General features: G+C 65.3%; 12 protein-coding genes, 2 tRNA genes and 3 pseudogenes. 5 read left to right on the top strand and 12 right to left on the bottom strand.

From position 1 onward, the window contains the following. Positions 1 to 136: 136 nt before the first annotated feature. Together HS109_17900 and HS109_17895 are read right to left on the bottom strand one after the other, a co-directional pair. On the bottom strand, positions 137 to 766 hold the full coding sequence (locus tag HS109_17900; protein MBE7524240.1) for a thioredoxin domain-containing protein: 630 nt from the start codon (positions 764 to 766) through the stop codon (positions 137 to 139). A 263-nt stretch (positions 767 to 1,029) separates the two neighbouring features. Then, positions 1,030 to 1,224 (bottom strand): annotated as a pseudogene (locus HS109_17895) (DUF1902 domain-containing protein). A 44-nt stretch (positions 1,225 to 1,268) separates the two neighbouring features. On the opposite strand from HS109_17895, the gene HS109_17890 reads away from it, so the two are divergent. Both HS109_17890 and HS109_17885 read left to right on the top strand, forming a co-directional pair. Then, a complete protein-coding gene (locus tag HS109_17890) occupies positions 1,269 to 1,769 on the top strand; it encodes a hypothetical protein (protein ID MBE7524239.1) in 501 nt (166 codons plus the stop codon). A 3-nt stretch (positions 1,770 to 1,772) separates the two neighbouring features. Continuing rightward, positions 1,773 to 2,075 carry a putative addiction module antidote protein gene (locus HS109_17885; protein MBE7524238.1) on the top strand — a complete coding sequence of 101 codons (303 nt, stop codon included), beginning with the start codon at positions 1,773 to 1,775 and terminating at the stop codon, positions 2,073 to 2,075. Between the two features lie 139 nt (positions 2,076 to 2,214). Here the strand turns inward: HS109_17885 and HS109_17880 are convergent, their stop codons facing one another. The 4 genes from HS109_17880 to HS109_17865 form a co-directional block, all read right to left on the bottom strand. Further along, complete coding sequence (locus tag HS109_17880; protein ID MBE7524237.1) at positions 2,215 to 3,801, bottom strand: SGNH/GDSL hydrolase family protein; 1,587 nt, start codon at positions 3,799 to 3,801, stop codon at positions 2,215 to 2,217. A gap of 220 nt (positions 3,802 to 4,021) precedes the next feature. Further along, the gene (locus HS109_17875) at positions 4,022 to 4,174 is read right to left on the bottom strand and encodes a hypothetical protein (protein ID MBE7524236.1); all 153 of its coding nucleotides are present in this window, start codon (positions 4,172 to 4,174) and stop codon (positions 4,022 to 4,024) included. Then, positions 4,174 to 4,578 carry a sxtJ gene (locus HS109_17870; GenBank protein ID MBE7524235.1) on the bottom strand — a complete coding sequence of 135 codons (405 nt, stop codon included), beginning with the start codon at positions 4,576 to 4,578 and terminating at the stop codon, positions 4,174 to 4,176. The genes HS109_17875 and HS109_17870 overlap by 1 nt, the downstream gene beginning before the upstream one ends. Before the next feature lie 2 nt (positions 4,579 to 4,580). Then, complete coding sequence (locus HS109_17865; GenBank protein MBE7524234.1) at positions 4,581 to 6,413, bottom strand: carbamoyltransferase; 1,833 nt, start codon at positions 6,411 to 6,413, stop codon at positions 4,581 to 4,583. A 321-nt stretch (positions 6,414 to 6,734) separates the two neighbouring features. Here HS109_17865 and HS109_17860 point away from each other — a divergent pair, with 321 nt between their 5' ends. After that, the gene (locus HS109_17860) at positions 6,735 to 7,163 is read left to right on the top strand and encodes a hypothetical protein (GenBank protein ID MBE7524233.1); all 429 of its coding nucleotides are present in this window, start codon (positions 6,735 to 6,737) and stop codon (positions 7,161 to 7,163) included. On the opposite strand, the pseudogene HS109_17855 reads toward HS109_17860, so the two are convergent. Further along, positions 7,132 to 8,179: pseudogene (locus HS109_17855) on the bottom strand (IS630 family transposase). The gene HS109_17860 and the pseudogene HS109_17855 sit on opposite strands and share 32 nt — an antisense overlap. Positions 8,180 to 8,494: 315 nt before the next feature. On the opposite strand from HS109_17855, the pseudogene HS109_17850 reads away from it, so the two are divergent. Together HS109_17850 and HS109_17845 are read left to right on the top strand one after the other, a co-directional pair. Then, positions 8,495 to 9,661, top strand: a pseudogene (locus tag HS109_17850) (IS3 family transposase). A 10-nt stretch (positions 9,662 to 9,671) separates the two neighbouring features. After that, on the top strand, positions 9,672 to 10,106 hold the full coding sequence (locus HS109_17845) for a hypothetical protein (GenBank protein MBE7524232.1): 435 nt from the start codon (positions 9,672 to 9,674) through the stop codon (positions 10,104 to 10,106). A 295-nt stretch (positions 10,107 to 10,401) separates the two neighbouring features. Here HS109_17845 and HS109_17840 read toward each other — a convergent pair whose 3' ends face one another. The 5 genes from HS109_17840 to HS109_17820 all read right to left on the bottom strand — a co-directional run bounded on the left by HS109_17840 (position 10,402) and on the right by HS109_17820 (position 12,520). Further along, complete coding sequence (locus tag HS109_17840) at positions 10,402 to 10,671, bottom strand: type II toxin-antitoxin system RelE/ParE family toxin (protein ID MBE7524231.1); 270 nt, start codon at positions 10,669 to 10,671, stop codon at positions 10,402 to 10,404. Continuing rightward, positions 10,655 to 10,876, bottom strand: a complete 222-nt coding sequence (locus HS109_17835) for a TraY domain-containing protein (protein MBE7524230.1) — start codon at positions 10,874 to 10,876, stop codon at positions 10,655 to 10,657. Before HS109_17835 ends, HS109_17840 begins: the two co-directional genes overlap by 17 nt. A 120-nt stretch (positions 10,877 to 10,996) precedes the next feature. Further along, positions 10,997 to 11,070, bottom strand: a tRNA-Cys gene (locus HS109_17830). Positions 11,071 to 11,154: 84 nt separating this feature from the next. After that, positions 11,155 to 11,230, bottom strand: a tRNA-Gly gene (locus tag HS109_17825). A gap of 72 nt (positions 11,231 to 11,302) precedes the next feature. Then, positions 11,303 to 12,520, bottom strand: coding sequence for an aspartate/tyrosine/aromatic aminotransferase (locus HS109_17820; protein ID MBE7524229.1), 1,218 nt, complete (start codon positions 12,518 to 12,520; stop codon positions 11,303 to 11,305). Positions 12,521 to 12,523 lie beyond the last annotated feature (3 nt).

Raw genomic sequence — 12,523 nt, 5'->3', positions numbered from 1 at the left:
TAACCGGACGCCTTTCGCGTCGCCGTGACGAACTCCGTCAGACTGAAGTCTGACCTACGAGGAACGCGCGCGTCGCGGGCCGCCCGTGGGTCCGACTTGAGCCGGACGCCTTTCGTGTCGGTTCCACGAGGGCGCGTCAGCGGTACTGCGCGGCGACCGCCGCACGCACCTGCGCGCGCAACGGTTCGATGCCGAAGGGCTCGAGCAGCTTGCCGTTGATGTAGAACGTCGGCGTCTGGGTGAGCTTCAGCGCCTTGGCGTCGGCGATGTCCTGCTCGAGGGCCTTCGTGATCTCCGGCCGCTCCATGTCGCGCTTCAGGCGCGCGAGATCGATCCCGGGCACGCCGCCCAGCACCGCGAGGACCTGATCGGGCAGCGCCGCGTGTCCGCGCGTCCACTGGTCCTGCTTCGCGAACAGCGCGTCGAGCGCGGGCCAGAAGCGGTCCTGCAGCCGCGCGGCCTCGAGCGCCTTCACGACGAAGTCGGAGCCGCGATGGAACGGCGCGTACCGCACCCACAGCCGCACGCGCCCCGGATGCTCGTCGAGGATCTGTTTCACGACCGGCGCGAACGCGCGGCAGCCTTCGCACGCCGGATCGAGCACCTCGACCAGATGCACGCGCGCGTTCGCCGGACCGAGCGTCGGGCTGGTCGGACGGATGAGCGGCGGGGCGGGCGCGGTCGAGGCGACCTGCGCGTGCGTGCTGGCGGTGGACAGGACGAACGTGGCTGCGGCCAGCGCTGCTGTTGCGAGTCGGGGAATCATCTGCGAAGGTCGTCGGAAGCCGAAGCGGCTGGAAGTGTATATCGAGCCCCGCCTGTTTCAGCACGCCGTTGGCGCCGTGCCTGGACTCGATCTTCGCGTCGACCGGGAACCGCTTGCCGGAGATCGGACTGAACCAGATGTCGTGATCGCCGTTGCCGCACCGTTCGAACCGGCAACCCGCCGCGCCAAGGATGTCCTCGAGCGGGCCGGCGAAGCCTCCCACGCCATGCGTGAGGGACGGGGATGGATGGGATCACCGAGCGAATGTCGAAGCGAAGTCCCACACTGTCCGGGAATCCATTGGCGTCAAGAAGCTCGGGAATCATGAGTTGCAGCTTCGGGACGAGGGCGTCAAGGGACTCCGCCGCGGTCGTCAGGCCCGGTACATCGTCGCTGGTCGCGACCCAGACCTTCGCCTCATCGTCCCATGACGCACGGACGATCAACCGGACGCTCATTCCATTCCTCCGAAAATCGGCAGCTCAGGCTTCCACCGTCGGCAATGTCCGGGCCCGACCCGGGACTGTCAAGCGGGCCTGCCGGCCTGCTGCCGTCGTTTTCCGGCGGGCACGGTCAGCGCGTGATACCGGTGGCGAGCGCGACCTCGCGCGCCGAGTTCTCGGAGTTCTCGACGGTCGTCACCTTGCGCTACCCGCCGTCGAGACGGCAGCTTGACCGTCCGTATTCGATCGAATACACTTGGCGGGTGTACCAGGTCAGGCAAACCGACCGATTCCGGGAATGGCTTGCCGGCGTTGACGACCGACTGACGCGGATACGCCTCGGCCGTCGATTGGAGAAGGTGCAGCGTGGCTCCCTGGGTGACGTTGCGCCTGTCGGCGAAGGCGTATTCGAGCTGCGCGAGGATTTCGGTCCCGGGTGGCGCATGTACTTCGTCCGGCGTGGCCGTGTCCTCATCGTCATGCTCGGCGGCGGCACCAAGCGCACACAGGGCCGCGACATCGCGGCGGCGAAGCGGCTCGCCGCGAAACTCGAGGATTGAAGCATGGGCAAGCGAACGAAGGTTTCCACGCTGCGCGAATTCGACATGGCCGAATTGCTCGACAGCGACGCCGCCGTCGCGGACTACATCAACATCGTGCTCGCCGAAGACGACCAGGCCGCGCTCGCCGAGGCATTGGGCACGGTGGCACGTGCGCGCGGCATGACCGCGATCGCGGAGGGTGCGGGCATCGGCCGCGAGGCGCTGTACAAGGCGCTGCGCCCCGGTGCCGATCCACGCTTCGACACGATCCGGCGCGTCTGCGCTGCATTGGGCGTGCGCCTGATCGCCGTGCCGACGACGTAGTCGGCAGGGAAAGCCGCCACGCCCGAGCGGGGTCACCTGGTCGCGCTGGCGGTGGCTCGACCTACGCGACGACCCGCGGGCGCGGATGTGCGACGGCATACGATTCTCCCGAGAATTGGCGGAGACTCGCATAGCCACCTCATGGTGCACGCTGCATTGGCGGGATTGTCTGGAGGACCGGGCCGTCCTGCGACGGCAGGGCGACTGCCCTTGCTACCGCCGACGCGACCGCTTCGCCCAGGCTGCGCGCCCCGGCGATGTTCAGGTGCACGTCGTCGTAGTAGGTGGCGGTCGTATGCGGCAGCAGCGCGTCGGCGTCGACGCACACGAGCTTCTTTTCCTCGCACAGCCGCAACGTGACTACGTTGTAGCGCGCCAGCGCCCGCATCATCACGGGAGCCGAGTAGTACTGCGGGGCGGGGGGTTCACCGAAGACGCTGCGGTCCTTGGCGCCGAACCACAGAAGTCTCTCGTCCTCGTCTGGCATTGGATCGCGGTAGAGCGATCCCTGCGTTACCAGCACCAGGCGGATGCCCAGCGGGAGCACGATGCCCGCAATGCGGCGAAGATTGTCGTCGAACGCGGTCAGACACGGCGCGATGTCGGGGTCGGTGTCGACCTTCGGCGCGCCCTCGCGCCTCGCGCGCAGCACGCGATAGTAGGACGCCTGCCGGTCCTGCACGATCGACGCGGACGCCTCGGCGGTGTGTCTGCGTGAAGCGAAGCGCTCGAGCACACGATCGAGTACCGCCTGCAAACGCAGCCCGCGCCCTGCGTTCGGAGGATTGACCTCGGAAAAGATGCGGTGACCGTACGCGTCCCAGGCATCGCGCCAGCGAAATCGGAAAGCGGTATCGATGAGTTCCTGCTTGTCGCCCGATACGCACATCGTCAGGTCGTTGATGCCGGCCTGAATCACGATCACGTCGGGCTTGATGTCGTCCACGTAGGCGAGGGCCTGCGACACGTGCGCGAAGCTCGTGAGTCCGGACTTGCCGGCATTGCCGACCCAGACTGGACGCCCGAGGCGCTGCGTCAGCGCTCCTTCCATGACCGCGGTCCAGGCATCGCGGTCATCGAGATAGAGCGCTTCCGTCGTGCTGCCACCGATCGCCAGGACGCGCAAGATGCCGGGGTCCGGGATCGGCGCGCCGCGCAAACCCGCGGCATTGGTCGTGAACCGGCTCTCGGCGTACTCGACGCCGGGCATGACGCCAGGCTCCGGCCGGAAGATCGTCACGCGCGACGGTGGATGCAGGAGGTGCCGCACCTCGGTCGGCCCGGGGACCGCTACGCGCAGCGTCGCCTCCACGAGGGCCACGGTCGCGAAGAACGCGACTGCCGCGGTCACGACCTCGGCGCGCCGTCGCCGCCACAGGATCACGGCGAGTGCGAACGCCGCGCCGAGGGCGAGCAGCGCCCATGCGACGCTGCGCCAGCGCTTCGGCCGGTCGGGGATGCCCAGGCGGACGGCATCGTCGCTCAGGGAGTTCCTCCAAATCGCATCGGGCGTGCTCGCGCGGATGCGCCCGAGGAACGCACGTGCCTCGTCGCGCCGGCCGGCACGCTCCAGCGCGATGACGATCAGGTGGTCGCGCGACGCGCGCCGCGCGGTGTTCGGGTCGGCAACGCGCGACGCGAGGAGGATGCGCGCGGCATCGTCGGGCCGGTCGAGGTCGAGGAGCAAGCGCGCGGCATCGTCGGGCCGGTCGAGGTCGAGGAGCAAGCGCGCGGCCTCGCCGTTCACGTAGTCGACCGAGACCGTGTTGCCGCCGCGCCGGTACGCCTCCGATAGGTCGGAGTACAGGCGCAGCGCCTCGACCCGGTCACCCGCGTCGGCCGTCGCCTTGGCGCGGTCGATTCTCGACCGCAGTTCGTCGCCGCCCTGCGCGAGCGCGCAGGACGCGAGCGCGGCGACGATCAGCGCGATCGCGACCGACGCGAATTCAGAATATCGTGTAGATGAACGGCGCAATCGCCGACCCCTGACCCAGCACGAGGAGCGCGCCGAGCAGCACGAGCACCACCACGATGGGCACGAGCCAGAACTTCTTGCGCACGCGCAGGAACGCCCAGAGGTCCTTCAAGAGGTCCCACATCAGAACGGTCTCTCCATGTCCTCGACCGCGCGTTCGATCGACGGCTGTCGGTAGGAAGGCTCGGGCGATTTCGCGCGCCGCATCGGGTCGCGCCCGAGGAGGCGCATGACGAAGCCCACGGGCAGCACGACGAGATAGAACACGGCCGCGAGCAGGATGCGGGTGTTGATCCAGCCCAGCACCGCGCCGACCGCCATCCACGCGCGGTGTACCGGCGCGAGGAGCGAGGGCGCGAAACCGGCCGGCAGCGTGAGCGCGACGGCGACGATCCACGGCCACAGCGGCCACGCCCGCCCGAAGATGGCCGGCAGCAGCAGCCCGAAGATCCCGGCGACCATCGCGGCGGTCACGAAGCCGAACTTGCGCAGTTCGGTGGGCGAGGGGGCTATGGCGGGCGCGGTCATCGTCAGTCGGGCGCGAAATCCTGCTTCGGATAGCGCGCGCGCAGCGCAGAAGGTTGCGCGTCCTTGAGCACCAGCACGTTCTCGATCGCGAGCGCGTCCATCTCGGTGCCCATGAAGCAGCGGTACGCGTCCTCCGGCGTGCACACGATCGGCTCGCCGCGTACGTTGAACGACGTGTTGATGAGCACGGGGCACCCGGTGCGCCGTTCGAACGCCTCGATCAGCGCGTGGAACCGCGGGTTGGTGTCGGCATGGACGGTTTGCACGCGCGCCGAGTGGTCGACGTGGGTGATCGCCGGCAGTTTCGAGCGCTGGCGCTTCAATCGCGCGAGTCCGGTCAGCCCCGAGTCATCGACGAGCAGCCGATGCCGCTCGCCGACCGGCGCGACGAGCAGCATGTACGGGCTCGCGCGGTCGAGGTCGAACCAATCGCCCACCGCCTCGGCCTTGACCGCCGGAGCGAACGGGCGGAACGACTCGCGGTACTTGATCTTGAGGTTCAGCACCGATTGCATCGCGGGACTGCGCGGGTCGCCCAGGATCGAGCGGCCGCCGAGGGCGCGCGGGCCGAACTCCATGCGCCCCTGGAACCAACCGACCACCTTGCCGTCGGCGAGGAGCGCGGCGACGCGTTCGATCAACGCGTCGCCTTCGTTCGATTCATGAGGCGCGCCGAGCCGGTCGAGCGCAGCGCGCACTTCGGACGTCGTGTACGCGGGGCCGAGGTACGCGCCACGCATCGCGTCGGGGAGGGAGGGCCGACGCTCGCGGCCGGCGTATTCGTAGTACGCGGCGAGGGCGGCGCCGACGGCGCCGCCGGCGTCACCCGCGGCCGGCTGGATCCAAAGGTCGCGGTAGCCGGACTCGCGCAGCACGCGTCCGTTGGCGACGCAGTTGAGCGCGACGCCGCCGGCGAGGCAGAGGTGCTCGACGTCGAGTTCGCGTCTCACCGTGCGCGCGAGGCGCAGCACGGTCTCCTCGGTGACGACCTGGATCGAGCGCGCGATGTCCATGTCGCGCTGCGTCGGCGAGGTGTCGGGATGGCGGGGGGGGGCGCCGAAGAGCGCGTCGAACTTCGCATTGGTCATGCGCAGGCCGGTCGCGTAGTCGAAGTAGCTCATGTCGAGCCGGAACGTGCCATCGTCCTTGAGGTCGATCAGGTGGTCGCGGATCGCGTCGACATACCTGGGCTCGCCGTAGGGCGCGAGACCCATCAGCTTGTACTCGCCGCTGTTCACGCGGAAACCTGTGTAATAGGTGAACGCCGAGTACAGCAGGCCGAGCGAATGGGGAAAGTCGATCTGCCATCGGGGATGGAGCCGATGCTCCTCGCCCAACCACACCGACGTGGTCGCCCATTCGCCGACGCCGTCGAGGCACAGCACGCCTGCGCGCTCGAACGGGCTCGGGAAGAACGCGGATGCCGCATGCGATTGGTGGTGCTCGGCGAAGAGCAGCGGCGGGAGTCGCCGCTCGTCGACGCTGCCCAGCGCGGCGAACTCGCGGCGCAGCGTCGCCTTGAGGTACAGCTTGTCCTTGAGCCACACCGGCATGCTCATCAGGAACGAGCGAAAGCCTCGCGGCACGTTCGCGAGGTAGGTCTCGAGCAGTCGCTCGAACTTGAGGAGCGGCTTGTCGTAGAAGACGATCCGGTCGATGTCGCCGAGTCGCGCGGCTGCCTCGCCGAGACAATACGCGATCGCGTTCGTCGGGAACCCGGCGTCGTGCTTCTTGCGCGTGAACCGTTCTTCCTGCGCGGCCGCGACAATGCGGCCGTCGTCGATCAGCGCTGCGGCGCTGTCGTGGTAGTAGGCGGAGAGGCCAAGGATCTTCATCAGGTACTTCGCGGGAACTCAGTCGACGGTGGCAGACATGACCTTAGATCCATTCCCGGAATCGACCGAGTACGTTGGTTGCCAGATTCGAATGTCTCCGGCAGTTCGCGAATCGAGTCACGGCGGGTTGCAGCGTGCGGGAGTAAGTCAGGTTCCAAGACTGACGTCAATGTAGGCTACACGCTAGCTCCATTGAGTCGCATTGGGTAGATAGCGAACGGATTGAAGGTAGGGAAATCGAAGAGTACGATGAAGTTCCGATACAACATGTAGTGTACACTCTGTCGCCAGCGAAAACAGGGGCAACGTTAGGAGAGCGCCATGGCAATCAACACAGCCTCAAACGTCGGTGGAGGACGAGAAGTCTACAAGCAGCTAACTCTCGGAAACACGAACATCGAACATCGGACTTTGACGGAAGGAAATGGCGTAACCCTCACCCAGAACTCGACTGACGTGAATATCAAGGTGAACCAGGGTTACTCATTCGCCATGACGGGACAGAACAAGTTTCTGTACAACACCGCGGAAGCTCCTAACCCCGGAGATGCGAGCCCACTGAACAAGTACTCCGTGGTTGTCTCGCGAACCGCGGCGTCTGGCGGCACTGCAAATACCCAGCAGTCCGCGCTGATTGTGAAGGAGCAAAACCAGAATGGAAATCAATCCTTCGAGTGGCTGCAACTCAACTACCTAGTGTTGTGTCGCCGAAGTCATGTTAACGCCCACGACGTACGGCCTTGCGAATGATCGCCGCGGGGGACTTTGTCCACACGAATGGTGTCGGGTGCTCATTCCAATGCGCGATGTAGTTGCCGATATGCCGGACAAGGTCCTTGACGGAAGCGAAGGAGCCGCGGCGTACGGACTTGCGGGTCAGGATGCCGAACCATGCCTCGACCATGTTGAGCCAGGAGGCCCCGGTCGGGGTGAAGTGGAAGCAGACGTTAGGGTGCTTCTCCAGCCAATCGCGTACGTCGGGGGTCGAGTGGGTGGAGGAGTTGTCCAGAATCACGTGCAGTTCGTCCGCGATAGCGCCGGCTCACACCCTTGAGGACGCAGGAAATCAGCGCCGGTGTGGCGTTCGGAGCATTCGCCGAGGACCCGCCCGACGCAACTTCGAGGGCAGCGTAGAGGCTGGTGAGGCCGTGGCGATGGTAATCGTGGGTCTGCCGGCCGGCAGATTGGGCCAAGGGCAGCAATGGCTGAGTCCGCTCGAGCGCCTGGATCTGGGTCTTCTCATCGACGCTGAGCACCACGGCGTTGGTTGGCGGATTGAGGTAGAGGCCAACCACATCGCGGATCTTGGCTTCGGCCTGCGGATCGGTCGTGAACTTGAAGGTTTCGACCCGATGGGGCTGCAGCGCATGGGCTTGCCAGATTCGATGCACCGTGGCATGGGAAACGCCGACCCGTTCGGCGATCTCCCGGGTGCTCCAGTGCGTCAGACCCTTGGGGCGCCTGAGCGTCAGCGCGACGATGCGCGCTCGCTTGGCCTCGGTGAGTTGCGGCGGGCGACCCGAACGCGGACGGTCAATCAATCCGGTCAGCCCGTCCTCGACGAAGCGGCGGCGAATCCGGCTGATCTGCACCGACGTGTAGCCGGTACGCCGCGCCACCTCGGCTCCCGTTGTTTCGTCGGCCAAGAGCAATACGGCTCGCGCCCGGCGACTCGGTCCGGCAGGGCCCGCCGACGATCGCTGCAGGCGCTCCAGTTCCGCTCTGTCAGATGCCGTCAATTCGATCCGCCGCGCATGATTGGCCATGGACCTTGCCTCCGCAAGTGCATATGACCAATAATAACATTATTTACGTGACGAAACACTAGATGACTACGCGGATGCGGGGGAGAATGTCTGCTACTACGCAAAAGCCTACAAGCATGGCCAAGCGCCAATCTGGGGAGCGGTCTTTGAGGTAAGGAACTACGGCACTCACAACGCCTCGGCGATGTACGGTGTTGAGATCTCGCTCCAGTCGAATGGCACATCAAGTGCAGGTGCGCACCAAGGCTGTGAGCTTCCCCTCGAATTTCGTCTTCCAAGGGTCTTTGGATAGGATAGGCGAAATGGAGGCTGGGAATGTTCAAGGTACCGAAGCAGGAGTTCACGGCGGAGTTCAAGGAACTGGCGGTCAAGCGGGTTCGCAGCGGCCAGGGGGTCGCGGTCGTGGCGCGCGACCTGGGTTTGGTCGAGCAGACGCTGCGAAACTGGGTGAAGGCGGCGAAGGCGGGGAAGCTCAATCCGCCGGGAGCCAAGGCGATTACGCCGGAGCAGATGGAGCTCTCGCGGGTGCGGGCCGAGAACGCGCGGCTGCGGATGGAGAATGAAATCCTAAAAAAAGCGACGGCGTACTTCGCGAAAGATGCACTGTGAAGTACGCCTGATCGACACGCAACGGAAGAACTTTCCGCTGCCGACGATGTGCACCACGCTGACGGTGAGCATCAGCGGGTATCGGGCCTGGAAGGGTGGCGGCAGGCCGGATCGCACACGGCTGACCGATGGGCAACTGCTGGTGCTGCGCAGCGTGCACGCGCAGTACAAGGCGGCCTACGGCTCGCCGCGGATGTATCAGGAGCTGCGGAGCGCGCTACCAGGTGAGCAAGGCGCGGGTCGAGCGGCTGATGCGGAGCATGACCTGAGGGCGCGGCACAGCGCCGGTTCAAGGCGACGACCGATTCCAGGCACGCTGCCGGTGGCGGACAACCTGCTGGCCGGAGTTTGCGCCGGCGTCGCCCAATCAGGTGTGGACGGCCGATCTGACGTACATCTGGACCGATGAGGGTTGGCTGTACCTGGCCGTGGTGCTCGATCTGTTCAACCGCGAGGTGGTCGGCTGGTCGATCAAGCCGCGGATGACGGCGGATATCGTGGTCGATGCACTGACGATGGCGTGGTTTCGCCGCAAGCCGGCGCCTGGATTGATGCATCACTCCGATAGGGGCAGCCAATACGCGAGCGGCGTGTTCCAGGACAAGCTGGTCGAGTTCGGCATGACCTGCTCGATGAGCCGCAAGGGAACTGCTGGGACAACGCGCCGACCGAGGCTTCTTCAACAGCTTGAAGAACGAGCGCGTGCATGGCACCCGGTACGCGACGCGCGAGGCGGCGATCGCCGATCTGTTCGACTACATCGAGGTGTTCTACAACCGCAGGCGCAAGCACTCGACGCTCGGCTATGTTTCGCCGGCGCGGTTCCTGGCCGGTTGGATCAGCAGTCAGCACGAGCAAGCCGTGGCAGCATGACCCCGTTCCCTTGGCGGACGAAAAACAGAGGGAAGCTCACTGCGCCATCTTCTTTGGAGCAAAGGATACCGGTACGTCCTCGGAACAGGAATGCGGAGTAAACGTCGCGCCAGTATTTGGGCATGACGCAACCGCGAAACTACGCTACGGCTACGTTACGCAAGGCAAGGTCTACGAAAGCTTTTCGTCAGCTGCTACCGGAACAAAGGGCTTCTCGTGCTACGGTTCGTACAGTACCGCAGCCATTGATCTGAGTGGAACATCGAATACACACGTCGGTCTGCTCTTGGGCAAGGGACAAACCATCAAGTTCCTGAGCGGGACAGGCAACGGTTCAGCAGATACCTGGTACCCGGGCGCCTTCACGCCGACCTTCGTCGGGGCATTGGCGGTAATGGTGGATGGGACAACGCTCTACGTCCCGGTCTGCTCAAACCACCCGTAGTCTCGGACGCAGTAGGCGCGAATATCGCATTGGTGCGGCACTTGGCGACTCTGAAGATTGCCTCGAATCATCATGCAGATTCGTCGTCAGTTTTGCACCAAGCCAACCATTCTCTAGTTGCGCTTGGGCCCCCTGCGGACGCGAATCTGGAGGCGGGGCTCGGAATCGAACCGGCGTAGACGGCTTTGCAGGCCGCCGCATGACCATATTCATCAAGCAGGTACGTCAGAGTGGCGCCCGGTCTGACACTCCTGGTAACCACAACGATTTCGATGACAGGGAATTGCGAGCGGATTCATCGATAGACCTCTCGTCGGTGGCCCACGCGGACCACGAGCACCAACAACAAGGCATCTTGAAGATCACAGATAATCCGATAGTCGCCGACGCGGTACTTCCAATAGCTACCCGCAACCGGTCCTTTCAACGCCGCTCCGAGCTTTCGCGGGTCGTCACCATGCTCGACGCGCTCAGCGAGAAACCGCAAGACTCTGTCTCGCCCCGACGCGTCGAGCTTCGTCAGGTCCTTCTGCGCACCTTTGACGAACTCAACGCGCCACGCCATGGCGCGTCAGCATCTCGTCCAGCGTCGCGTTCTCTGCAGGATCGTTTGCGCGCATGCGTCGCTCGGCCAGATAAAAGTCCTCGAGGTCGGTGATGTGCTCTTCAATCGCTTGCTTGATATAGAAGGTTTTCGACCGGCCAGTCTTGCTCGCGAGTTTTTCGAGTCGCGCATCCAACTCGACAGGTAGCCGAATTGACGTGGTCATGGGATCTCCCCCTGGTGCGATACATGTATCGCATATCGTACTCGACTGTCGGACGCACTGCAACTGCGATATCCAGAACGACAAGTGATCGCGAAGCACGTGAAAACGCATCGCGAGATATGGAGGCGGGGGTCGGAATCGAACCGGCGTAGACGGCTTTGCAGGCCGCTGCATGACCACTCTGCCACCCCGCCCGGGGTGAGGCCGCCGCTCGGCGCGACGAGGTCAAACGAAAAGGGAGAGCTGGCTAGATTGCGACCGGCTCTCCCTCTTGAATCTGGAGCGGGAAAGGAGTCTCGAACTCCCGACCTCAACCTTGGCAAGGTTGCGCTCTACCAACTGAGCTATTCCCGCGTGACACAGCCTTGAATTATAGCGTGTTTCTTCAGGTTGTCAAAATCGGCGGGTCCGGAAGGTGCCTCCCGGCTAGGCCAGGACCGATGCGATGGCCGCGGCGACCTTGTCGACGTTCTTGGTGTTGAGCGCCGCCACGCAGATCCGGCCGGTGTCGACCGCGTAGACCGCGTGCTCGGAGCGCAGCCGCTCGACCTGGGCTTTCGTAAGGCCGGAGTAGGAGAACATGCCGCGCTGGCGCAGCATGAACGAGAAGTCCGAGCCCGGCACGCGGGCGTGCAGTTTCTCGACCAGGAGCTTCCGCATCGCCTTGATGCGATCGCGCATGCCGGCGAGTTCGGACTCCCAGAGCTTGCGGAGTTCCGGCGTCGTGAGCACGTTCGCGACGATCCTGCCGCCGTGCGTCGGCGGGTTCGAGTAGTTGGCGCGCACGACGCGCTTCAACTGCGAGAGCGCGCGTCCGGCCTCGTCGCGGCTCGCGGTGACGAGCGTCACGGCGCCGACGCGTTCGCCGTAGAGCGAGAACGATTTCGAGAACGAGCTCGCGACGAGGAGCGGGCCCGGCGTCGCGGCGAAGCGGCGCAGCACCGATCCGTCGGCGTCGATGCCGTCGCCGAATCCCTGGTAGGCGAGGTCGAGGAAGGGAATGAGCCCGCGGCCGCGCACGGTGGCGACGATGCGTTCCCACTGCTCGGGTGTGGGATCCGCGCCGGTCGGATTGTGGCAGCAGGTGTGCAGGACGACGATGTGTCCCTCGGGCGCGCGCGCGAGCGCGCCGATCATGGCGTCGAAGTCGAGCCCGCGCGTGGGCGCGTGGTAGTACGGATAGGCGTGGACGGTGAAGCCCGCGGCCTCGAACAGCGCGCGGTGGTTCTCCCACGACGGATCGCTGATCCACACCTGCGCGCCGGGCGCGAAGCGGCGCAGGAAATCGGCGCCTACCCGGAGCCCGCCGGTGCCGCCGAGCGCCTGGACGGTGCACGCGCGGCCGGACGACACGATCTCGCTGTCCGCGCCGAACAGGAGCGCCTGCACCGCCTTGTCGTACGCCGCGAGGCCGTCGATCGGCAGGTAGCCGCGCGGCATCGCCTGCGCCGTCAGGTCGGCTTCGGCGCGCTTGACGCACTCGAGCAGCGGCACCTTGCCGTTCTCGTCGGTGTAGACGCCGACGCCGAGGTTGACCTTGTCGGCGCGGGTGTCGGCCTGGAAGGCCTCGGTGATGCCGAGGATCGGGTCGCGCGGCGCCATGTCGACGGCGCCGAGGAAGGACGGAGAGTGCGGAGCGTTCATTGG

It is taken from the genome of Burkholderiales bacterium, from assembly GCA_015075645.1.
Classification (GTDB): Bacteria; Pseudomonadota; Gammaproteobacteria; order Burkholderiales; family Casimicrobiaceae; genus VBCG01.
This window is presented reverse-complemented; position numbering and strand designations above follow the sequence as displayed.

Excerpts from the sequence above, each read along its gene's own strand:
- HS109_17840 (MBE7524231.1), bottom strand. The coding sequence starts at position 10,671 with ATGGCGTGGCGCGTTGAGTTCGTCAAAGGTGCGCAGAAGGACCTGACG.
- HS109_17890 (MBE7524239.1), top strand. The coding sequence starts at position 1,269 with ATGTCCGGGCCCGACCCGGGACTGTCAAGCGGGCCTGCCGGCCTGCTG.
- HS109_17870 (MBE7524235.1), bottom strand. The coding sequence starts at position 4,578 with ATGACCGCGCCCGCCATAGCCCCCTCGCCCACCGAACTGCGCAAGTTC.
- HS109_17865 (MBE7524234.1), bottom strand. The coding sequence starts at position 6,413 with ATGAAGATCCTTGGCCTCTCCGCCTACTACCACGACAGCGCCGCAGCG.
- HS109_17875 (MBE7524236.1), bottom strand. The coding sequence starts at position 4,174 with ATGTGGGACCTCTTGAAGGACCTCTGGGCGTTCCTGCGCGTGCGCAAG.
- HS109_17885 (MBE7524238.1), top strand. The coding sequence starts at position 1,773 with ATGGGCAAGCGAACGAAGGTTTCCACGCTGCGCGAATTCGACATGGCC.
- HS109_17835 (MBE7524230.1), bottom strand. The coding sequence starts at position 10,876 with ATGACCACGTCAATTCGGCTACCTGTCGAGTTGGATGCGCGACTCGAA.
- HS109_17820 (MBE7524229.1), bottom strand. The coding sequence starts at position 12,520 with ATGAACGCTCCGCACTCTCCGTCCTTCCTCGGCGCCGTCGACATGGCG.
- HS109_17860 (MBE7524233.1), top strand. The coding sequence starts at position 6,735 with ATGGCAATCAACACAGCCTCAAACGTCGGTGGAGGACGAGAAGTCTAC.
- HS109_17900 (MBE7524240.1), bottom strand. The coding sequence starts at position 766 with ATGATTCCCCGACTCGCAACAGCAGCGCTGGCCGCAGCCACGTTCGTC.